This is a genomic window from Phyllobacterium calauticae, from assembly GCF_019991125.1.
GTDB classification, from domain to species: domain Bacteria; phylum Pseudomonadota; class Alphaproteobacteria; order Rhizobiales; family Rhizobiaceae; genus Phyllobacterium; species Phyllobacterium calauticae.
The window spans coordinates 1,065,379-1,086,763 of the sequence record NZ_JAGENB010000001.1 but is presented as its reverse complement, the minus strand read 5'-3'; the positions used below and the strand labels follow the sequence as shown (position 1 = coordinate 1,086,763).

18 protein-coding genes and 1 pseudogene are annotated in these 21,385 nt (G+C 59.2%); 6 read left to right on the top strand and 13 right to left on the bottom strand.

What is annotated here, in order from left to right; genetic code table 11:
* Positions 1-44: 44 nt before the first annotated feature.
* The 13 genes from J1W56_RS05455 to sppA form a co-directional block, all read right to left on the bottom strand.
* Positions 45-533 (bottom strand): universal stress protein, encoded by a 489-nt coding sequence (locus J1W56_RS05455; RefSeq protein ID WP_223612264.1) that lies wholly within the window; start codon positions 531-533, stop codon positions 45-47.
* A gap of 27 nt (positions 534-560) precedes the next feature.
* Positions 561-1,640, bottom strand: a complete 1,080-nt coding sequence (gene trpS / locus J1W56_RS05450; protein ID WP_223612263.1) for a tryptophan--tRNA ligase — start codon at positions 1,638-1,640, stop codon at positions 561-563.
* Between the two features lie 131 nt (positions 1,641-1,771).
* Complete coding sequence (gene murJ / locus J1W56_RS05445) at positions 1,772-3,325, bottom strand: murein biosynthesis integral membrane protein MurJ (protein ID WP_374042694.1); 1,554 nt, start codon at positions 3,323-3,325, stop codon at positions 1,772-1,774.
* Positions 3,326-3,407: 82 nt separating this feature from the next.
* Positions 3,408-6,218, bottom strand: a complete 2,811-nt coding sequence (locus tag J1W56_RS05440; RefSeq protein WP_223612261.1) for a [protein-PII] uridylyltransferase — start codon at positions 6,216-6,218, stop codon at positions 3,408-3,410.
* Between the two features lie 275 nt (positions 6,219-6,493).
* A complete protein-coding gene (gene mutS / locus J1W56_RS05435; RefSeq protein WP_223612423.1) occupies positions 6,494-9,214 on the bottom strand; it encodes a DNA mismatch repair protein MutS in 2,721 nt (906 codons plus the stop codon).
* A 147-nt stretch (positions 9,215-9,361) separates the two neighbouring features.
* Positions 9,362-10,201, bottom strand: a complete 840-nt coding sequence (locus tag J1W56_RS05430; protein WP_223612260.1) for a GNAT family N-acetyltransferase — start codon at positions 10,199-10,201, stop codon at positions 9,362-9,364.
* 157 nt (positions 10,202-10,358) lie between these two features.
* Positions 10,359-10,862, bottom strand: coding sequence for a signal peptidase II (gene lspA / locus J1W56_RS05425; RefSeq protein WP_223612259.1), 504 nt, complete (start codon positions 10,860-10,862; stop codon positions 10,359-10,361).
* Positions 10,863-10,867: 5 nt separating this feature from the next.
* Positions 10,868-11,746: a TrmH family RNA methyltransferase gene (locus J1W56_RS05420; RefSeq protein WP_223612258.1), complete on the bottom strand. Its 879-nt coding sequence runs from the start codon at positions 11,744-11,746 to the stop codon at positions 10,868-10,870.
* Positions 11,743-12,849: a class I SAM-dependent methyltransferase gene (locus J1W56_RS05415; protein ID WP_226904565.1), complete on the bottom strand. Its 1,107-nt coding sequence runs from the start codon at positions 12,847-12,849 to the stop codon at positions 11,743-11,745. Before J1W56_RS05415 ends, J1W56_RS05420 begins: the two co-directional genes overlap by 4 nt.
* A gap of 83 nt (positions 12,850-12,932) precedes the next feature.
* Positions 12,933-13,907, bottom strand: a complete 975-nt coding sequence (locus J1W56_RS05410; protein WP_223612257.1) for an ornithine cyclodeaminase family protein — start codon at positions 13,905-13,907, stop codon at positions 12,933-12,935.
* A gap of 24 nt (positions 13,908-13,931) precedes the next feature.
* A complete protein-coding gene (locus J1W56_RS05405) occupies positions 13,932-14,261 on the bottom strand; it encodes a LapA family protein (RefSeq protein ID WP_105738045.1) in 330 nt (109 codons plus the stop codon).
* A gap of 69 nt (positions 14,262-14,330) precedes the next feature.
* Positions 14,331-14,612: an integration host factor subunit beta gene (locus J1W56_RS05400; RefSeq protein WP_091878879.1), complete on the bottom strand. Its 282-nt coding sequence runs from the start codon at positions 14,610-14,612 to the stop codon at positions 14,331-14,333.
* A 78-nt stretch (positions 14,613-14,690) separates the two neighbouring features.
* Entirely contained in the window at positions 14,691-15,677 is a 987-nt protein-coding gene (gene sppA, locus J1W56_RS05395) for a signal peptide peptidase SppA (RefSeq protein WP_223612256.1), read from the bottom strand.
* A gap of 259 nt (positions 15,678-15,936) precedes the next feature.
* On the opposite strand from sppA, the gene lptC reads away from it, so the two are divergent.
* The 6 genes and pseudogenes from lptC to ptsN all read left to right on the top strand — a co-directional run bounded on the left by lptC (position 15,937) and on the right by ptsN (position 21,350).
* Complete coding sequence (gene lptC / locus J1W56_RS05390; protein WP_223612255.1) at positions 15,937-16,674, top strand: LPS export ABC transporter periplasmic protein LptC; 738 nt, start codon at positions 15,937-15,939, stop codon at positions 16,672-16,674.
* Between the two features lie 44 nt (positions 16,675-16,718).
* Positions 16,719-17,354, top strand: coding sequence for an LptA/OstA family protein (locus tag J1W56_RS05385; protein WP_223612254.1), 636 nt, complete (start codon positions 16,719-16,721; stop codon positions 17,352-17,354).
* Between the two features lie 109 nt (positions 17,355-17,463).
* Positions 17,464-18,192 (top strand): annotated as a pseudogene (gene lptB / locus J1W56_RS05380) (LPS export ABC transporter ATP-binding protein); the annotation flags it as partial.
* Positions 18,193-18,359: 167 nt separating this feature from the next.
* Positions 18,360-20,024: an RNA polymerase factor sigma-54 gene (gene rpoN / locus J1W56_RS05375; RefSeq protein ID WP_223612253.1), complete on the top strand. Its 1,665-nt coding sequence runs from the start codon at positions 18,360-18,362 to the stop codon at positions 20,022-20,024.
* Between the two features lie 207 nt (positions 20,025-20,231).
* The gene (hpf, locus tag J1W56_RS05370) at positions 20,232-20,825 is read left to right on the top strand and encodes a ribosome hibernation-promoting factor, HPF/YfiA family (protein ID WP_091878871.1); all 594 of its coding nucleotides are present in this window, start codon (positions 20,232-20,234) and stop codon (positions 20,823-20,825) included.
* Between the two features lie 60 nt (positions 20,826-20,885).
* Entirely contained in the window at positions 20,886-21,350 is a 465-nt protein-coding gene (gene ptsN / locus J1W56_RS05365; RefSeq protein ID WP_105738035.1) for a PTS IIA-like nitrogen regulatory protein PtsN, read from the top strand.
* Positions 21,351-21,385: the final 35 nt, after the last annotated feature.

Here is a 21,385-nt window from a genome sequence, read left to right as displayed (position 1 = left end):
CCAGTCTCTTCAAGGCAAGAGTGTATCACGGTTTCAAGATGCAATCATGTGATTGCGTCAATATCCTCGTTTGAGAGATTATAGGGCACGACGGTGACGGGAATCGAGAAGGATTCGCGCCCGGCCAGGGTCTGAACCAGCGGGCCGGGCCCATCCTTGCCGGAACCGGCCGCCAGAACCAGAATGGCGATATCCTGGTCTTCCTCGATGAGCTTCTGGATCTGTTCGGCGGTAATGCCTTCGCGCACCACAAGCTCGGATTCGATATTGATGGTTTCCCGCACCGAAGCGGCAAACTTGCTCAGCGTCGAATGCGCCCGTTCCTCGGCTTCCGCCCGCATGATCTGCTCGACCCCCAGAAACTGCTGGAAGTCGGCGGAGTCGATGACAAACAGCAGGACCAGCACGCCGTTCGTGGTCTTGGCGCGGCGCGAGGCATAGGCAACCGCCCGCTCGCATTCCGGCGTTTCGTCGATCACCGCCAGGAACTTGCGGCGGTGCCCTGCTTCACGGCTGAGACGTCTTGATACCATCTGTTCAACCTGCCCTGACTGTTGAGCCTAATCCTGAAGGAATCCGACAATATCACGCACATTGCGCATCGTCTTCTCCGCCAATATAGCTGCACGCTCGCCGCCATTTTTCAGCACGGAATCGATATAGGCGGTATCGGCGGAAAGACGGCGCATCTCGCTGGCAATCGGCGCCAGCTTTGCCACGGCCAGATCGGCCAGCGCCGGCTTGAACACCGAGAACTGCTGGCCGCCGAAATCGCGGATGACGCCCGCCTTGTCCGTATCGGTCAGGGCGGCATAGATGCCGACAAGATTGTCGGCTTCCGGGCGATCGTTCAGGCCCTCGATATCCGATGGCAAGGGCTCGGAATCCGTCTTTGCCTTGCGGATCTTCTTCGAAATCGTGTCCTCGTCATCGGTCAGGTTGATGCGTGACAGGTCGGATGGATCGGATTTCGACATCTTCTTCGTGCCGTCGCGCAGGCTCATCACCCGCGCCGCCGGACCGCCGATGACCGGTTCGGTCAGCGGGAAAAAGCTCTGGATCGTTTCATCGCCGGACTGGGTCTCGATGCCGAGGCCGAGTTCCGCAATGCGATCGGAGAAGTCCGTGTTGAATTTCTGGGCGATGTCGCGTGTCAGCTCCAGATGCTGCTTCTGGTCTTCGCCGACCGGCACATGGGTGGCGCGGTAGACAAGGATATCGGCCGCCATCAGGTTGGGGTAGGCGAAGAGGCCGACCGAGGCGTTCTCGCGGTCCTTGCCTGCCTTGTCCTTGAACTGGGTCATGCGGTTCAGCCAGCCCATGCGCGCGATGCAATTGAACACCCAGGCAAGCTCGGCATGCTGGCGCACACGGCTCTGGTTGAAGACAATATGCTTCTCGGCATCAATGCCGGCGGCGAGGAACGCGGCGGTTACTTCGCGCGTGTTGCGCTGCAGCTCGGCCGGACCGCCCCAGACGGAAACCGCCTGTGTGATGGCGTGCTGGTCGACCACGCAGTAGATGCAATTGTTGTTTTCCTGCAAGGCAACCCAACGCCGCACCGCTCCCAGATAGTTGCCGAGATGCAGATTACCGGTTGGCTGGACACCGGAAAAGACGAGCGGCTCAAACGTGCTCATGAACAGTCCTTGATCGTTCGGGGACCGGGCCGTTCCGGCCCGGTGGCAATGGAGAGGAGGTTTTGGCAGAGCAGGGCGCTCTATTCAAGCCCTATCGGGATGGCGAAGGCTATTTGAGCTTCAGGAGACGCTCATGCCGCAGGGCCCTCCGGCGGCAAAACCGGTGCTTTGGCGCCGCGTTTCACATTGCGGCGGATCATGCCGAAACTGGCGCCGCCGGTTGCGAAGGCCAGGACGAAATAGACAACCATCGACAGCATGATCAGGCCGAAGACCACGGGGGCCTGGATATGCACCGGCGTGTGGGAGGCAAGATAGGGCGCAGCCCAATGGATGGCGTAATACAGGGCAACAGCCATGGCTGCGGCGGAAAAGATCAGGCGCGGAATGCGGGTGAGCAGCGGGATATCGCGGCCCCAATGTCCACGCCACACCAGCGTTGCGAAGAGGAGAATGGCATTGACCCAACCGGCCGTCACTTCGGCCGTGGCAATGCCGGTTTCGGCCATCAGCGGAAACAGCGTCAGCGCCATGCTGACATTGATAACAACGGAAACCGCTGCAAAGATCATCGGTGTCTTGGTGTCTTCGCGGGCGAAGAAGCCGGGAATGAAAGCCTTGATCAGCACGAAGGCGGGCAGGCCAAGGCCGTAGACCGCGAGAATATTGGACACGCGCCGCGTCGATTCGGCGGTGAATTCACCGCGCTCGAGCAGGAGGCGGATGATCGGCTCGGACATGACCAGCAGCGCCGCTGCAGCCGGCAGCGTCAGAAACAGGATGAACTCGACCGACCGGTTCTGCAGGCTGCCGGCTTCCCTGTGGTTACCGGAGCGCAATGCACGGGCAAGCTCGGGCAGCAGCACGGTTGCAACGGCAATACCCACCACGCCGAGGGGCAGCTGATAGACCCGGTCGGCATTGGCGAGCGACGTCACCGCGCCCTCCTTGCCGGAAGCGATGTTCGTGTTCACCAGAAGGTTTATCTGGGTGATGCCGCCGGTGATGGCCGCGGGCAGGGCCAGCACCAGCAGGCGCCGCACATTCGGCGTGAAGTGCGGCAGCCGGAAGCCGATGGAAATGCCGGCATTGCGCACGGCAAACCAGACGATGGCCAGTTGCACCAGTCCCGCCGCCATGACGCCCCAGGAGAGGCCGTAACCGATCGTGATGCCGTCATGTCCCTTGTACCAGGCATAGGCGAGCACGCCGATCAGGATCACGTTGAGGAAAACCGGAGCGACGGCAGCAGCAAAATAGCGGTGCAGCGAGTTCAGCATGCCACTCATCATCGCCGCCAGCGACATGCAGGCCAGATAGGGAAACATGATGATCGCCATCGACACCGTATTGCCGAACTTCACCGGGTCGTCGAGGAAGCCCGGCGCGATCACCGTGCGCACAATCAGCGGCATCGACAGTTCCATCAGAATGGTCAGCGCCATCAGGACGGTGAACAGGACGCCGAACACCTCCTCGGAGAAGCGCTTTGCCCCATCCATGCCGTTCGCCTCGATCTCCTTGGCAAACAGCGGGACGAAGGCCGCGTTGAACGCGCCTTCGGCAAACAGGCGGCGGAAGGTGTTGGGGAAACGGAAGGCGGCATTGAAGGCATCGGCGACGGGGCCGGTGCCAAGCGCCGCTGCCATCAGCATTTCTCGCGTCAGCCCGAAGACACGGCTCATCAGGGTACCGGAGGCCACCGTCGCGAATTTTTTGACCAGACTCATATCTGTTCCAGATTCCGAATAAACATGGGTGCTGAACCTATTCTGCCGACATCAGGATGTTGTGCCGCTGCGGCTGGGCCGTGGTGATATCGCCTTCGCCGAACAGGGCGAGCAGCTTCTTGCGGATGCGGTTCTGCCGCGCCCCGTTGGTGACCTGGTGGCCGACAAGATCGGTGACGTAGAACACGTCGATGACCTTTTCGCCGAACGTCGTCACATGCGCCGAGGCGATGTCGAGGGACAGATCGGAAATGACGCCGGTGATCTCCGAGAGCAGACCCGGACGGTCCAGTCCCTCGACCTCGATAACGGTGAACTTGTTCGACAGCGTGTTGTTGATTTCGACGCGCGGCGTGATGCGGAACGCCTTGACCGCGCGTTTCGGCTTGGTGCGCGATGCCAGCATCTCCGGCAGGTAGGACTTGCCGGACAGTACATCCTCGATCAGGCGCCCCACCCGCATGGCGCGGCGGCGCTCGTCGTCATCGGTCGGGAATTCGCGGCTGATCAGGATTGTATCGAGCGCACGGCCGTCGCTCGTGGTGAAGATCTGCGCGTCAACAATGTTGGCGCCAGCGGCAGCGCAGGCGCCGGCGATGATCGACAGAAGGCGGGGATGATCGGGCGAAAGCACCGTGATTTCGGTGACACCTTCGAAATCATGGGTTTTGACCATGGTCGCCAGGGTCTTTTCCGAACTGTCGGATTCGCGCACGAAATTGGCATGGCGGATCTGGTCGTCGAGGCTGACCGTCAGCAGGTAGTTCTGATAGTGCAGGGCAAGATAGGACTGGCGCTCGAGCTGCGGCCAGGATGACAGGGCATGTTCGAGCTGCGCGCGGGCGTGGTCGGTGCGTTCCTTGCGCGACACTTCCGAGAAACCGCCGGTCAGCATCAGTTCGGTTTCGTAGAACAGGGTGCGCAGCAGCTGGCCCTTCCAGCCGTTCCACACGCCCGGCCCGACCGCCTTGATATCGCAGACGGTGAGGATCAGAAGCAGTTTCATCCGGTCGAGCGTCTGGACGATCTCGGCAAAGTCCTCGATGGTCTTGCGGTCATTGAGATCGCGCGACTGGGCGACCATGCTCATGGTCAGGTGCTGCTCGACCAGCCACGACACGGTTTCCGTATCGGACTTGGACAAGCCCAGACGCGGGCAGACGCGCTTGGCGATGCGCGCACCAGCAAGAGAGTGGTCTTCCGGCCGGCCTTTGGCGATATCATGCAGCAAAAGGGCGACATAGAGGAGTTTGCGGTCCTTTTTCAGGGCTGGCATGATCTGGTTGGCCAGCGGATGCTCATTGCTGAGGTCGCCGTGATCGATCTCGGACAATACGGCGATGCAGCGCAAGAGATGCTCATCGACCGTGTAGTGATGATACATGTTGAACTGCATCATCGCGACGACCTTGCCGAAATCCGGGATGAACCTGCCCAGCACGCCGGATTCATTCATGCGCCGCAGAATGAGTTCGGGATTACGCTCGGAAGTCAGGATTTCAAGAAACAGGCGGTTGGCCTCGGGATTTTCGCGCAAATCCGCCTTGATCAGCGACAGGGAACGGGTCACCAGCTGCATCGCATCGGGGTGGAGTTCGAGCCCATGCAGATCGGCCAGGTGGAACAGGCGGATGAGGTTGACCGGATCCTTCTGGAAAACGCCGTCATTGGCGATGGTGATACGGTGGTTGTCGACGACGAAATCCGACGTTCCCGGCAGTTTGCGCTTGCGGCGCGAGAAGGTGAGGAAAATCCGGTTGAAACCGGGAACATGTTTTGCCTGCTCTTCTTCCAGCGCGGCGCAGATGATGCGCGTCAGGTCGCCCACTTCCTTGGCGACGAGGAAGTAGTGCTTCATGAAGCGCTCGACATCGCGCTGGCCGGGATGTGCCGTATAGCCGAGCCGCTGGGCAATCTCGCTCTGGATGTCGAAGGACAGCCGTTCCTCCGCCTTGCCGGTATAGAAATGCATGTGGCAGCGCACCGCCCATAAAAGGTCTTCGGCCTTGCGGAAAATATTGTGCTCGGCGCGCGACAACACCCCGAGCTTGACCAGTTCGTCACTGGTCTTGACGTGGTAGTAATATTTGGCGATCCAGAACAGCGTGTGCAGATCGCGCTGGCCGCCTTTGCCTTCCTTGACGTTCGGTTCGACGAGATAGCGGGTCGCACCGGCCTTGCGGTGCCGTTCGTTGCGCTCGGTCAGCTTCGCCTCGATGAAGGCCGGTCCTGTCCCCTTGACGACTTCCGTATCGAAGCGGCGCACCAATGTGGTAAAAAGCTCGTCATTGCCGCAGACGTAGCGGGCTTCGAGAATACTGGTGCGGATGGTCATGTCGGCGAGCGACTGGCGGATGGATTCGTCGACATTGCGCGTGGCGTGGCCGACCTTCAGGCCCATGTCCCAGAGCATGTAGAGGATATACTCGACCACCTGCTCGCCCCACGGGGTCTGCTTGTAGGGCAGCAGGAACAGAAGGTCGATATCGGAACCGGGCGCCAGCCCGCCGCGGCCGTAGCCGCCAACCGCCACCACCGTCATCCGTTCTGCCGTGGATGGATTGACCGAATGATAGACATGGGTGATCGCAAAATCGTAGAGCGCCGAAATGATCTGGTCCATCAGATAGGACAGGCGCACGGAGCAGCGTGTGCCGCCGCCGTCTTTTTTCAACATCTCCTCGGCAGTCTTGCGACCCGAAACGAGTGTCTCTTTCAGGAGCTGCAGCACGTCATTGCGATTGACGGAAGCGGCGCCTTGTTTTTTTGCCGCCTTGACCAGATCTTCAAACTGACGATGAAGTTTGGCCGGACTGACGATCTGTTCCAGTTTCAGGTCTGCGCTCATGAACACGACTTTATGAATGATGGCCGCACGCTATAGCGCGTATTTGCCATAAACGAAATGCTTACCTTTGAAGACACTGTACCCGCTAGTGGTCCGATTCTGACATTTGCAACCCATTGATACAGGCCATCCAGGCAAATGTCAGAATCAAAGGACCACTAGCAAGTAGATGGTCCTAGTGGAACTTTGAATTTGACATTCGCCTATCTCGCGTGATGTCAAACGGGTGCGAATGTCAAATTCGTTCCACTAGGGACAGACGTGCCCCTAAGTCTTCACGATGTCGGGTTTGTGGCAAGGCCTTTCAACCGGTAGAGCGCGTCAAGTGCCTCGCGCGGCGTCATTTCATCGGGATTGACCGTCGAAAGGGCCGCCAGCAATGCGCTGTCCTTGCCTTTTACGGGGGCTTTCACCTCGCGCTTCACCTCAACGGAGAATAGCGGCAGATCATCGATCAGCTTGTCAGCCTTACCCGAGGTTTCACCGGCTTCCAGCTGGTGCAGAACGTCGCGGGCGCGGTTGACCACGGCTTCCGGCAATCCGGCGAGCCGCGCCACCTGCACGCCATAGGAGCGGTCTGCGGCGCCCTTGGCCACCTCATGCAGGAAGACGACGTCGCCGTCCCATTCCTTGACCCGCATGGTGACATTGCTCAGGCGCGTCAGCTTTTCCGACAGCGCGGTCATTTCGTGGAAATGCGTGGCGAAAATTGCCCGGCACTGGTTCTTCTCATGCAGATATTCCACCGCTGCCCAGGCGATCGACAGGCCGTCGAAGGTCGCGGTGCCGCGGCCGATCTCATCGAGAATGACCAGGGAATGGTCGCTGGCCTGATTGAGGATGGCGGCTGTTTCCACCATCTCCACCATGAAGGTCGACCGGCCGCGCGCCAGATCGTCCGATGCGCCGACGCGCGAGAACAGCCGGTCGACAATGCCGATATGCGCTGAACCGGCCGGGACGAACGATCCCATCTGCGCAAGAATGGCAATCAATGCGTTCTGGCGCAGGAATGTCGATTTACCGCCCATGTTCGGTCCGGTCAGAAGCCAGATCGCGCCTTTGGCCGCACCCTCGGGCGAGAGATTGCAGTCATTGGCAACGAATGGATTGGCCGCCTGCCGGCGCAGCGACTGTTCCACGACGGGGTGACGCCCGGCCACGATCTCGAAGGCGAGGGTGTCATCGACCAGCGGACGGCAATAGCCCTGCTCTTCGGCAAGGGCAGCGAGCGATGCCGAGACGTCGAGGGTTGCCAGCGCTGCAGCGCCGGCGCGGATTGCGTCGGCATTGGCAACCGTTTCCCCGGTCAGCGCGTCGAAAATGCCCAGTTCAATCGACAGCGCCCGTTCGGCGGCATTGGCGATTTTGGTTTCGAGTTCGGCGAGCTCCGTTGTCGTGAACCGCATCGCATTGGCAATGGTCTGACGATGGATGAATTTGCCCTTGGCCTCATCCGTGTCGGTCATCACGGACGTATTGTTCGCCGTGACCTCGATGAAATAGCCGAGCACATTGTTATGCTTGATCTTGAGCGAGCGGATGCCGGTCAGATCCATGTAATCGGCCTGGAGACCGGCAATGATACGGCGGGAGTGGTCGCGCAAGGCGCGCATCTCATCGAGTTCCGCATTGTATCCTGGCCGCACGAAGCCGCCGTCGCGTTTGAGCAGAGGCAGTTCGTCATCCAGCGCCCGGTCAAGGTGAGCGGCATAGTCGTGGGGCAGGCTGCCAAGGCAATCCCGAACGGCGGAGAGTTCGGCGGGAAGCACTTCCCTGCCCAGGAAAGAAGCGATTTGGGCGGCAGCCTCGAGTCCGCGCGCGAGTGCGCCGAGATCGCGCGGGCCACCGCGCCCGACGGCAAGGCGCGACAGGGCGCGGGGCATGTCCGGCACGCCCTTCAATGCTTCGCGGGTCAGATCGGCGAGGGATTGTCCGGTGAGAAAGCAGGAGACGGAATCGAGCCGCGCCGCAATGGCGGCGGGATTTGTCAGCGGCGAGGTCAGCCGCTCGGCCAACAGCCGGGCGCCGCCGCCGGTAACCGTGCGGTCAATGGATTTGAGCAGGCTGCCATCGCGATTGCCCGACAAGGTGCGCAGCATTTCCAGATTGGCGCGGGTGGCCGGGTCGATGAAAAGCGTGGAGCCTTCCGATTCCCGCTCTGGCCGCATCAGCGGCGGGCGTTCCGAAATCTGCGTCTTTTCCACATAGGCAATGGCGCCCGATATGGCTGACAGTTCGGCGCGCGAAAAATGGCCGAAGCCGTCGAGCGTGGCCACGTCGAAATAGCGCTGTATGCGGTTTTCCGCCGTGGCGCTGTCGAAAAGGCTTGGCGGCTGCGGGCTGACCGAGCGCCCGATGACATCGAATGTCGGGCGCAGGTCCGGATCGTGAAACACCGGATCGGCAACGATCAGTTCGCGCGGATCGACGCGCAGAATATCGGCAAGCAGCCGCGACGGATCGGTTTCGCTGACCCGGAACGTGCCGGTGGAAATATCGATCCAGGCGAAGGCAAACTGGCCCTGCGCCGCGCCTTTCACCCGTCCCAGCGTCATGAGATAGTTGGCTTCGGAGGGATCGAGCAGCTTTTCCTCGGTGAGCGTGCCGGGGGTGACCAGCCGCACGACATCGCGCTTCACCACGGATTTCGAGCCGCGCTTGCGCGCTTCAGCCGGGTCTTCCACCTGTTCGCACACCGCAACCCGGAAGCCGCGCATGATCAGCTTCTGCAGATAGTCGTCCGCCGCGTGCACCGGTACGCCGCACATCGGGATATCCTCGCCCAGATGCTTGCCGCGCTTGGTCAGCGTGATCCCGAGCGCGCGGGACGCGGCTATCGCATCGTCGAAGAACAGCTCGTAGAAGTCGCCCATCCGGTAAAACAGCAGGCTGTCCGGATTGGTCGCCTTGATCTCGATATACTGCTCCATCATCGGCGTTGGGCGCGCCGAGCTGTCAACCTCATAGGATGGTGTTTCCGCAGTGAATGGCATGTCGGCCAAGACGTTCTCCTGATTTTGACCGATTCCGATCAGAAGACCAATCTATGCGCTATCGGGAACTTTACACACCGTGCAGGCGCATCATCGGCGGTTTTCTCCACAGATGATGTTCGTCCTGCATGAGGCGAAAGTGGAATTTCAGTCGAAACGCTTGGCGTTCGAGATGTAATGGCTGACGTAGCGGGTGGAAATGCGGCTGACCGGCAGAATGATCAGCACGTCGGTCGTGCCGAAATCATGATCCACCACCGCACCGTCACCGATCATGGCACCAAGGCGCAGATAGCCCTTGATCAATGGCGGCATGGCGAACAGGGCAACCTTCGGATTGACCGCTTCGCTGGGAACGAGGTCCATCGGCTGATACAGCGATGGCAGGGCCTGGACATCCCAGTCCGGCGTTGCGCGGCAATTGTGATGCAGGAACGACAGCGGCAGGGCATGCGCCGCCGGCACCGTTCCCTGGAAGGATGCGCAGCCGAACATCACGTCGATGGAGTGATAGCGGCAATAGCTCCAGATGCCCTGCCACAGCAGTTCGACCGTGCGCTTCGAGCGGTATTCCGGCAAAACACAGGACCGGCCGAGCTCAAGGAAATGCATCTGCGGCTTGGCAGCTACCAGACTGTCGATCGTATATTCGCTAGCCGAGTAAAAACCGCCTGTTTTGTGGGCAACTTCCGAGCGCATCAGCCGGTAGGTGCCGACGATCTGCTTGTGCTTGGGGCCAATGATCGAGGTGTCATAAACCAGGAGGTGATCGCATACGGGATCGAAACGGTCTGCGTCGCGTTGCTCCAGGGAAGCCGAGCCCTTGGCGCCGAGTTCATCGAAAAATACCTTGAAGCGCAGCTGCTGGGCAGAGACGATTTCGGCTTCGGTTTGCGCAAGGCAAACTTCCATCGTCCCAATGCGTCCAAGCACCGCGACAAGGTGTGGCGCCGTAAACGGCGAGGGTGTTGAATCAACCTGCGACATCGTGTGCTGATCTTTAAAGATAGACGCAGGTTCAAGCAAGGCGAAGCTCATAACGATTCGCTCTCATCATGGTTGATCGGCAATCACTAGGTGCTTGAATACAACAATTGGATGACGGGCGCATGACGCGGGGGACACCGCAGATGCTGGGTTTTCCTCAGTTTCCCCCAGCTTGCCCCTTTGGCGTCTTGCGCTCGCGCAGCCAGACAAAAATTTCTTCAAGCACGACCAGTGCGGCGCCGACGGAAATGTAGGCATCGGCCAGATTGAAGACGGCAAATGACCATGACGGCAGATGGAAAAGAATATAATCAACGACATAGCCAAGCAGGCTGCGGTCGATCAGATTGCCGATGGCACCGCCGATGATCAGCGCAAAGCCGATGCGCGAGATCCAGCGTGCCGGTACGGTGCTCCACCAGAGATAGCTGACAAAGGCGATGACGACGACGGTCAAGCCGATCAGGGCGAGGTCGTGCATGCCGCTGAGCATCGAAAATGCAATGCCATTATTGTGAACACGAAAAAGCGCCAGAAATGGCAGCAGATCGATCTGCTGCTGGTAATCCATGCCGGTCTCGACGAGATATTTGATGATCTGGTCGCTCGCCACGGCAAGCACCACAATCGCCAGCAGGCCGAAGAAGGATTTGCTTTTCATGGAGGTTATTTATCCTGTTTGCCGCCATCGAGTGTCAACGCCTCGCGGCGGATCTCGAACAGCATGACGCCGGTGGCAATGGCGAGATTGAGCGAATCCGCCCGGCCTTCCTGGGGAATGCGGGCCAGCTTGTCACAGGTTGAGGCCAGCGTGTCGGGGAGGCCCTGCTGCTCATTGCCCATCAGCAGAATGACCGGCTTGCCCTTGTAGGGAATCGTCCGGTAGTCGACAGCGCCCTTGAGGTGCGTGCCGACGATGAGTCCCGAAAATCCCTTTCGCCAGGAAAGGAATTCCGTTTCGTTCGTGCGTATCAGCGGGACGGCAAAGACCGAACCCATGGTGGCGCGCACGGTTTCGAGCGAAAACGGGTCCGTGGTGTCGCCGATCAGGATGATACCCTTGGCGCCTGCCGCATCGGCTGTCCGGATGATCGTGCCGAGATTGCCCGGATCGCGCACCCGGTCGAGCGCGACGTAAACATCGTTGCCCTGCGGTCGGGTGGCCGACAGGGGCTGCAGCTGCTGCTCGAACACACCGACGACCATTTGCGGATTGTCGCGCCGGGTGATGGCGGAAATCACCTTCTCGTTGACCTCGAGCACGTCACCGCCCTTGGCAATCGTGCGGGCTGCCACCTGCTCGACAAGGGAATTGCCCTTGCCGGCCTTGGAATAGACAAGCGTCTTGATGACCCAGCCGAGATCGAGCGCGTCGATGACGAGTTTCAGGCCTTCGGCCAGAAACACACCTTGCTGGTCGCGGAACTTCTTCAGCGCCAGGGATCGCAGATCCTTGACGATCGGGTTGGTCAGGCTGGTGACTTCCTTGACCTTGCCGGGCCGCGCGATGGAGCTGCCGTGCTGGCGGTCGTCATGTCTGGTCATTTGGCACCCCAGCGGCTGAACAGGGACGTGGAAAGGGCGCGCCCGGAAGACCGTTCGCGCAGGATCAGTTCGCCGGACTGCACTTCGCCGCCAAGACCGGTAAAGGCATCGCGCATCAGCTCGTGAATGGCAAAGAACGATGCGCGGATGGAATAGGCGGTCAGCACCACACCGAGCGGATTGGGCGTCAGGATCGACCGGCACAGATCGACCATATCGGGCAGATTGTCGAAGAGCTGCCAGACCTCGCCATTCGGGCCGCGGCCATAGGCGGGCGGATCGAGCAGGATGATGTCATAACCGCTGCCGCGCCGCTCTTCGCGGGCGACAAACTTCATAGCATCCTCGCAAATCCAGCGGATGGGCTTGCCGGAAAGTCCGGCCATTTCCTGGTTTTCGCGGGCCCAGACGATCGCTTTCTTCGAGGCATCGACATGAGTCACCTCGGCGCCCGCACGGGCGGCAACGAGCGAGGCGACGCCGGTATAGCCGAAAAGATTGAGCACCTTCACCGGGCGCTTTGCACCGCGAATGAGGCTGTCCATGTGCGACCAGTGCGTTCCCTGTTCGGGAAACACGCCCACATGCCGGAAGGAGGTGAAGCGGCCGAAGAAGGGAATGCCCTCATAGGCAAGCGGCCAGGTTTCGCCGAGCGGCACTTTGGGGAAATGCCAGCGTCCGACGCCTTCCTCGTCCGTATTGCCGGTAAAGATCGCGTCAGCCTTGTCCCACTCGGCCTTGTTCCAGGCCGGGAGCCAGATGGCCTGGCCTTCCGGGCGGATGATCCGGTAGGGACCATATTGTTCGAGCTTGAGGCCGTTGCCGCTGTCGAGCAGCGCGTAATCATCGGAGGGCAGCGTTTCGAGGACCAGTCCGGTCTTTTCTGTCGGGCGCGGGCCGGTATGGCGGGTCAGGACCCGCTTGGGCAGCGGTTCGGAACGCGGCGCTGCCTTGACGCGCGCATCATTGTCCGCCGGGGCAGAGGGTTTGGCAAATTGCGGGCGGGGTTTTGTCGCCTGCTGCCGGTGCGGCGCAGCTTTCGGTCCCGCGCCTTTCGGGCCGGTGCCCTTGGCCTTCCTGATTTTTCCGCCAGACGATTTCAAACCGTTATGCCCTCATATGCCCTTGGCCATCGCTCAATGGTGGTTTCCTATGCCAAGATGAGGAAAGGCGAAAGCAAAAACACTCAGGCAGAGGCTGCAATCGCCTTTTCATAGACCAGAATGCCGGCGGCAAGGTCTTCCAGCGCAGCGCCGACCGACTTGAACAGGGTGATTTCATCGGGCGACTGACGCCCCTTCACCGTTCCGCGGGTGAGATCGAACAGATCGCCGATCACGTGGCTGTCGCCGATGACGCCCGCCTTGATCGGCTGGACGAGGTCGCCGCCTTCCTTCAGCGCGCCTTCCCGGGTGTCGACAAACACCCGCGCGCGCTTGACGCACTCATCGTCGCTTTCCCGCATGGTGGGGGTAAAGGCACCGATAAGATCGACATGCGCGCCCTTCTTCAGATGCCTGCCGAGAATAAGCGGTTCGGTCGACAGTGTGCCAGCGGCGATAATATCGGCGTCGGCGATGGCCGCATCCTTGTCGGTGACCGCCTTGGCGTTGAACCCGTCAGCGACAAGATCCGCCGCCACTTTGCGCGCATTGTCGATGCTGCGGTTCCAGATGGAAATCTCGCGGATCGGTCTGACGGAGCTGTGCGCGCGGGCAAGAAAGCCCGAGAGCGCGCCGGCGCCAAGGATAACCAGTTTGGATGCATCTTCACGGGCGAGATAGCGGGCGGCAAGGGCGGAGGCGCCTGCGGTGCGCCATGTGGTCAAACGCTGGCCATCGATGAGGGCCTTGGGTTCCCCGGTCTTGCCATCGAGCAGCAGATAGACGCCCATGACGGCCGGTTTGCCGATGGCCCCATTGTCAGGCGACACCGTGACGATCTTGACGCCCATATAGCCCTTCGACGAATCGCCGAGCGCGTCGAAGTCCGACCAGGCCGGCATCAGCAGAAGCGTCGATGCGGCGCCATCGGGGCGATCAACCGTGTGATGGTGGCGCACGGGCTGGATAACGCCCTGACGGAACGCCGTTTCAATGGCGTTGATCATGTCCGGCCAGTTCAACAGCCCGTCGACGTCAGCCGGAGAGACCAGTTTCATTGCAAATCCTTGACAATACGCTGCTTAGTGCAGGGAGGGAAGGTTGGGCGTGGACTGCGTGGCCGCCGATTTCCGCGCTTCCATGCGCAGGAGTTCGGTTTCCTGCTTGCGCTGGCGCGCCAGTTTGCGGTGCCGGCCCTGGTTGATCCAGGTGGCGAAACTGCCAAGGATCAGCCCGACGAAGAGAGCAAGAAACAGCCAGACGAAGAGGGGTGCGGCATAGGACAGGCCGGGATTGCCCGGATTGAACGGATCGATCGTAAAGGTCACCAGCCCGCGATTGGCCACCGACAGTGCAATCAGGATAACTGCCAGCGGCACGAGAATGAGGACGACAACGACGCGATTGATCATATCTCTCTCCAGGGTAACAGCACTTCACGTATCATCAGGCTATGAAGCCGCCCCAGCTTGTTGCTGCATTCAGTCGGCGTTCAGCCGGTCGCGCAGCTCTTTGCCGGTCTTGAAGAATGGCACCCACTTTTCCTCGACCTCGACGCTGTCGCCGGTGCGGGGATTGCGACCGCTGCGGGCGGGGCGGTTTTTCACCGAGAATGCACCGAAGCCACGAAGCTCGACCCGATTCCCTTCCGCAAGAGCGTCGGTGATCTCGTCGAAAATGGCGCCGACGATATTCTCGACATCGCGTTGAAACAGGTGCGGATTGCGGTTGGCAATGATCTGGACGAGCTCTGATTTGATCACGGCATAATCCCCTTCTGGTTCAAGTTCAAATGACACGGCCATTATGACTATGTCACTGATCCTGTAAGCTTAAATATTCTATTGCGCCCCTACGGGCCTGCCGTCAACGTGCCAAACAGAAACGAGCCCGTCAAGGAAGATGCGATCACCCGTCAAATCGCGCAGCAACCCGGTGCTTTCCTGCGGAATACCGAGATATTGTGCCAGCATTTTCAGCGCGGATTGGGACAGAAACGAGCTGAAGGTTGTCTTTTGTGCGGGTTTCCATTCGATGACAGGCAATTTCTCGTCAACGCCCTTGGTTTTCAGCCAGGCAATCGACTTGTCTTCCCCGCCAAGTTCGTCGATGAGTTTGTTGGCCAGCGCCTGTCTGCCGGTGAAGACCGATCCGTCGGCCAGCGCAAGCGTCTGTTCGCGGGTAAAATTGCGCCGTTCCTGAACGATTCCGACGAACCAGTCATAGGAATCCATGATCATGCGATGGATCATGGCTTTGGCTTCGTCGCTGGCGGGGTTGAAAAAGTTCGGTTCGGCTTTCAGCGGACTGGATTTGATTGTCTCCACCTTGACGCCGACCTTCGTCAGCAGCTCGGAAATATCGGGATACTGGAACAGCACGCCGATCGATCCGACGATGGAGGACTGGCGTGCGACAATATGGTCCGAACCGCTGGCAATCATGTAGCCTGCCGAGGCCGCCAATGTTCCGACCTGCGCAACAACGGGCTTTTTCGCGGCGATCTTGCGCACGGCTTCATAGATGGCTTCGCCGCCTGCCGTGGTGCCGCCCGGTGAATCCACCGAAAGAATGACGCCCTTCACAGCGGTGGAATCGGCGACTTCGCCCAGACGCTTGATGAGTTCGTCATTCTCGAAAATCGTGCCTTCAACACGGATTTTGGCGATATGCGCTGCGGTTTTGCCGGAAAGGCGGTCGGAACCGGAGAGAAATCCGTAAAGCCCGATCAGGGCGAGCGCGACAACCAGAAGGGAAAGCACACGCCAGAATGTCAGCTTGCGCCGGAGACGGCGCCTGTCGATGATTGCGTCAGCTGTGTTTGCCATCGTATCGTCCGTTTCCTGTGCAATTCAGTGCAAGCATTCTTCTGCGGCAACATTCCGAGGAAGTCCAGACCCCGGGGTTCAGCACATTGCCCCATATAGGCAATTGGCGCGGCACCTTGTATATGAGTGGATGACGGCATATTTGTTCGATCAAATGCAACGTGTCCCATAGACCCTGGTTCATTTCATCGAAAAATAACCATATTGGCGTTCAACTAACAGGGCGCCAACACATCGCAATCGGTAGTATAGCCAATACATGTCCATTGAACTGAAACATACGCATCCAAACGGCGATGCAACAGCGGCTGCTGCGCAGCATGCGGAAGTTGCGCGGCAATTTTCTGCCACCGAGAAGGATTCGCACGTTTTTCGCGCTGCGGAACGCCATTCGCGGCGCGTGCGCTTCATGAAATTTGCCTTGCCTGCCGTCGCCGTGATCGGCGCTGCGGTTTTCTCCTGGTTCACATTTTTCTCCACGACGAACATCCCGAGCAATATCACTTTGGACAGTGCGGGCATTCAGGATGGCAAGCTGGTCATGACCAATCCCAAACTGGATGGCTTTACCAAGGACAAGCTCCCCTACAAGATGAGTGCGGAACGGGCGCTGCAGGATGTCGGCAACAGCTCGCTGATCACGCTTGAGAATATCAGCGCGGAAATTCCGGTTGGCCAGGATCTGCGGGCGCAGGTCAACGCCAAGGGCGGCCTTTACGACAATGCCAACCGCCAGTTGAAGCTTGACAACAACATAACGCTGACAACCTCGGACGGCATGAAAGCACAGCTGAAATCCGCCGATATCAATATACAAGAAAACTCGATGTCGACCGATCAGCCTGTCAAGATCGAAAATAGCAGTGCCAGTATCGTCGCAGACAGTATGAAAATTACTCAGAGTGGCAAAGTAATGGTCTTTGAAAAGGGGGTCAGGCTTGTCATTCAGCCCGCAAAGCTGCATGAAGGTCGCAACGAAGCCAAATCACCGCAGTGATTGCCGGCCAGGTGGGGATATCCCGGATTTAGGAGATTGAGACAATGTCGCGCGGGACAAGACTGATCAGCATTTCGACTGTTGCATTGGGCATTTGGGCATCCTCCATGATTGGTCCTGTTGCAGCGCAGGATGCGAGCAAGGCCGGCGGCCTGAACAACGGCATGAAGCTTTCGAGTGATCAGCCCATTCAGATCGATTCCGATCGCCTCGACGTGCATAATGATGTGGGTACTGCCACCTTCACCGGCAATGTATCGGTCACCCAGGGGACGACGCTGATGAAGGCGGGTTCCATGATCGTTTACTACGTCAAGAAGCCGGAAAAGACCGACGCGGAAAAAGCCGCCGACAAGGCAGCCACCAAAACAGAGACCAAGGCAGCCGCGCCTGCGGGTGCAGGCGCCCAGGACATCGACCACATCGAGGTCAATGACAAGGTCTACGTGAAGTCCGAAGATCAGGTTGCCACGGGCGACCATGGCACGTTCGACATGAAGACGCAGGTTCTGGTTCTGACCGGCAGCAAGGTCGTTCTCTCGCAGGGCGATAATGTTGGCGTCGGTTGCAAGCTGACCGTGCAGATGAAGAGCGGTCAGGCCCAGCTGGAAAGCTGCAAGAATGGACAGACCGGCCGCGTTTCTATCGTCGTTGCGCCGAAGAGCGCTCCGAAGAACTAGGCCGGCGGTATAAGTGTCCCTGTTTTCCCGTCGATCCGCAAAGACCCCCACATCGCCAGATGCGCGCATTTCCCAGGAGATGCGCGCCGCCGATCCGTCGGCGACGGACCGGATGAAGGGGACGCTTGTCGCCCGCGGCATCACCAAGAGCTATAATGGCCGTCAGGTGGTCAATGGTGTTTCCTTCGGTGTGCGGGCCGGCGAAGCGGTCGGTATTCTCGGCCCGAATGGCGCCGGGAAGACCACCTGTTTCTATATGGTCACCGGCCTGGTGCCGGTCGACAAGGGCAATATCGAAATCGATGGCTTTGATGTGACGACGATGCCGATGTATCGCCGCTCGCGCCTCGGCATCGGCTATCTGCCGCAGGAAGCCTCGATTTTCCGCGGCCTGTCCGTGGAAAACAACATCAAGGCCGTGCTCGAAGTGGTCGAGAAGGACCGCACCGCACGGGCGCAGGAACTGGATTCCCTCCTGGAAGAGTTTCATATCGCCCATCTGCGCAAGGCGCCGGCGCTTTCCCTCTCCGGCGGTGAACGCCGCCGGCTGGAGATTGCCCGCGCCTTGGCCTCACGGCCCAATTTCATGCTGCTTGACGAGCCGTTTGCCGGCGTTGATCCCATTGCGGTCTCCGATATCCAGCAGCTCGTCCGCCATTTGACCAGCCGCGGCATCGGCGTTCTCATCACGGACCACAATGTGCGTGAAACGCTGAAGCTGATTGACCGCGCTTACATCATTCATGCGGGGCAGGTTCTGACCCACGGCCGTCCGGACGAGATTATTGCGAATCCGGATGTCCGGCGTCTTTATCTCGGTGATCAGTTCAAGCTCTGATTTTATCAATTTCTGGCAGATTTTTGCCAGAAATTACCCGCCCCTGCGTGAATCGAGATGAATCTTTCCGAAAAGAGTCGTTTTTTGCCTTGCTGGAATTGACAAGCAAGGATTGGGCCATTTCTGTACGTTGAGAAGAATTTCGTACAGGAGTACCCGCGTTCACCATGGCCCTGTCGCCAAAACTCGATCTGAGACAAACCCAGTCTCTGGTGATGACGCCGCTGCTCATGCAGTCGATTCGGCTGCTGCAATTGTCCCATGTCGAACTCGAGCAATTCATCGAGCAGGAGATCGAAAAGAATCCGCTGCTGGAGCGCGATGAAACGGCAAATGAACATTTTTCCTTCGAAAGCCGGGATACGTCCGATGATCGCGGGCCGGGAGAAGCCGGCGACTATTCGCGCGGTGTCAATCATGGTGACGCCGACGAAAGCCGCGATGGCGGCAGCGCAAGTGAGCAGAACGACCATTGGCTTGTCAGCGGCGAGTCGACCAGTTCAGGCTCCATGTCCGAGACGTTCGACAGTTCTCTTGAGAATATTTTTCCGGATGATCCTGGAACCCACGACTTCATCGCTGGCGATCTGGCCTCGCAATGGAAATCGTCATCGGGTGACGGATATGTGTCGACGGGCGGCGAGGGGTTCAATCTCGAACAGGTGACCGCATCGCCGTTGACGCTGCGCGATCACGTCGGCGAGCAGATCATTTTTGCCTTCGAGGATGCGGTGGACCGCCTGATTGCAGCGGAACTCGCCGATTACCTCGACGAAATGGGCTATCTGCGCGTCGATGTCGAGGAGATTGCCGGACGGCTGGGCACCGATGCGGCCCATATCGACAGACTGATCGCGGTTTTGCAGACATTCGAACCGGCGGGGCTGTTTGCCCGTGACCTGGCTGAATGCCTGGCTCTGCAACTGCGTGCAAAAAACCGGCTCGATCCGGCGATGACGATGCTTCTGCAAAATCTGGAACTCCTGGCGAAACGGGATTTTCAAAGCCTGAGAAAGCTGTGCCGGGTCGCCGATGCCGATCTGCTCGATATGCTGCAGGAGATACGCCTGCTCGATCCAAAGCCGGGAACGGCCTTCTCCTCGGGTGTGGCCGACAGCATCATCCCGGATGTGCATGTCGACATGGCGCCGGACGGGACGTGGAATATCGAGCTCAATCCGGATGCTCTGCCGCGGGTCCTCGTCAACAACACCTATTATGCGACCATTGCAAAGGTAACGGCTTCCCCGGCTGAAAAGGGGTTTCTCAGCGAATGCCTGCAAAATGCCAACTGGCTGACGCGCAGCCTGGATCAGCGCGCCCAGACCATTTTGAAGGTGGCGACGGAAATCGTGCGCCAGCAGGCGGAGTTCCTGCAATTCGGCGTTGCCCACCTGAAGCCGCTCAATTTGAGAAATGTGGCTGACGCCATCGGCATGCACGAGTCGACCGTCAGCCGCGTCACCGCCAACAAATACATGCTGACGAAGCGCGGCGTCTTCGAGTTGCGCTATTTTTTCAATGCGGGGATTTCGGCCACCGAAGGCGGCGAGCAGCATTCCTCCCAGTCCGTGCGGCATCAGATCAAGCTGCTGATCGACAGTGAAAAGCCGGACGATATTTTATCGGACGACACGATCGTGGATCTTTTGAAGGGCCAGGGCGTTGAGATTGCACGGCGTACGGTTGCCAAGTACCGCGAGGCGATGAACATCGCATCCTCGGTGCAAAGGCGCCGGGAGAAAAAAGCGGAGGCTTCTGTGCGCAAGGGTGACGGAAACTCTGGATTCATCCGCCGCACAGGTGTAGAATCGAGGCGAGCGGGTAAATGAACCGAGCCATAGAAGCTTGGTCAAGGGAGAGTGAAGCGCCGGTGATTTGCATCGATTGAAGCGAAAGCGCGCCTTTTGGAGATGAAGAATCAGAAAGTGAAATGTGATGGATCACTCGCATGGAATGTGCGGGATGTCTTTGCTCGTCTCTCAACAACAGTGTAGATTGGCTCGGGCAATGAAAAGTCACAATGAAGGTGAGGTATCATGAGTCTGCGTGTATCTGGGAAACATATGGACATTGGTGACGCTTTCCGCATTCGCATTGACGAACGGATCGGTGAGATGGTGACCAAATATTTCGATGGCGGATATACAGGCCACGTCACAGTGGAGAAACAGGGGTCGCGCTTCATCGCCGATTGCCTGATCCGTCTCGATACCGGCACGGTGCTGCAGGCAGCGGGCGAGGCACAGGATCCTCAGCTTGCTTTTGATGCAGCCGGAGAACGCGTGGACAAACGCCTTCGCCGTTACAAGCGGCGTCTGAAATCGCATCAGGCGCCCGGCTCGAACGGTGTTTTCGACGATATTTCCTACCGGGTCGTCGCCCCTGTACCGGATGAAGATGAGGATATTCCGGAAGATTACGCGCCGACAATCGTGGCTGAGACATCGATGGCGCTCAGAAGCATGAGTGTCGCATCCGCCGTGGTCGAGCTCGATCTGAAAGATAGTCCAGTGGTTGTCTTCCGTAACTCTGGCAGTACGCAGGTGAATATCGTATACCGCCGCGCTGACGGCAACATCGGCTGGATCGATCCATCGGCCGTGGCCGGTCAGAACGGCGCCGGGTCTTAGGCGAAATTTGAACTACCGTCCGCGCCCAAAGCGCGGACGGTAACAGGAAGGAAGAGAATAATGGATCTGGGTGACCTCATTCAGCCCGACGCTGTCCTGCCCGCATTGAAAGTCAATTCCAAAAAGCAGCTTTTGCAGATCATGTCGGAGAAGGCTGCCGCCTTGACCGGTTTGACGGAGCGGGAAGTGTTTGACACCGTCCTGCAGCGCGAGCGCCTTGGCTCGACCGGTGTTGGCAATGGCATTGCCATCCCGCATGGCAAGATCAACAGCGTCAAACGCATCACCGGGGTCTTCGCACAGCTCGAAACCCCCGTGGATTTCGAAGCGCTGGACGATCAGCCCGTCGATATTGTTTTTCTTCTGCTGGCGCCGGAGAATGCCGGCGCCGATCATTTGAAGGCCTTGTCGCGGATTGCCCGCATGCTGCGCGATCCCGAGCGGATTGCCAAATTGCGCACCGCCCATGATGCGACCCTTATCTATGAATTGCTGACGGCGCAGCCTGCCTCCAACGCCGCCTGATTCTTTTGCATCTTTTGACGAAAAGCCGCCTCCGG

Coding starts and splice junctions, on each gene's coding strand:
- lptC (WP_223612255.1), top strand. CDS start 15,937: ATGTCCATTGAACTGAAACATACGCATCCAAACGGCGATGCAACAGCG.
- lspA (WP_223612259.1), bottom strand. CDS start 10,862: ATGAAAAGCAAATCCTTCTTCGGCCTGCTGGCGATTGTGGTGCTTGCC.
- J1W56_RS05405 (WP_105738045.1), bottom strand. CDS start 14,261: ATGATCAATCGCGTCGTTGTCGTCCTCATTCTCGTGCCGCTGGCAGTT.
- J1W56_RS05410 (WP_223612257.1), bottom strand. CDS start 13,907: ATGAAACTGGTCTCTCCGGCTGACGTCGACGGGCTGTTGAACTGGCCG.
- ptsN (WP_105738035.1), top strand. CDS start 20,886: ATGGATCTGGGTGACCTCATTCAGCCCGACGCTGTCCTGCCCGCATTG.
- J1W56_RS05420 (WP_223612258.1), bottom strand. CDS start 11,746: ATGACCAGACATGACGACCGCCAGCACGGCAGCTCCATCGCGCGGCCC.
- hpf (WP_091878871.1), top strand. CDS start 20,232: ATGAGTCTGCGTGTATCTGGGAAACATATGGACATTGGTGACGCTTTC.
- mutS (WP_223612423.1), bottom strand. CDS start 9,214: ATGCCATTCACTGCGGAAACACCATCCTATGAGGTTGACAGCTCGGCG.
- J1W56_RS05440 (WP_223612261.1), bottom strand. CDS start 6,218: ATGAGCGCAGACCTGAAACTGGAACAGATCGTCAGTCCGGCCAAACTT.
- murJ (WP_374042694.1), bottom strand. CDS start 3,325: ATGAGCCGTGTCTTCGGGCTGACGCGAGAAATGCTGATGGCAGCGGCG.
- sppA (WP_223612256.1), bottom strand. CDS start 15,677: ATGGCAAACACAGCTGACGCAATCATCGACAGGCGCCGTCTCCGGCGC.
- J1W56_RS05455 (WP_223612264.1), bottom strand. CDS start 533: ATGGTATCAAGACGTCTCAGCCGTGAAGCAGGGCACCGCCGCAAGTTC.
- trpS (WP_223612263.1), bottom strand. CDS start 1,640: ATGAGCACGTTTGAGCCGCTCGTCTTTTCCGGTGTCCAGCCAACCGGT.
- J1W56_RS05385 (WP_223612254.1), top strand. CDS start 16,719: ATGTCGCGCGGGACAAGACTGATCAGCATTTCGACTGTTGCATTGGGC.
- rpoN (WP_223612253.1), top strand. CDS start 18,360: ATGGCCCTGTCGCCAAAACTCGATCTGAGACAAACCCAGTCTCTGGTG.
- J1W56_RS05430 (WP_223612260.1), bottom strand. CDS start 10,201: ATGTCGCAGGTTGATTCAACACCCTCGCCGTTTACGGCGCCACACCTT.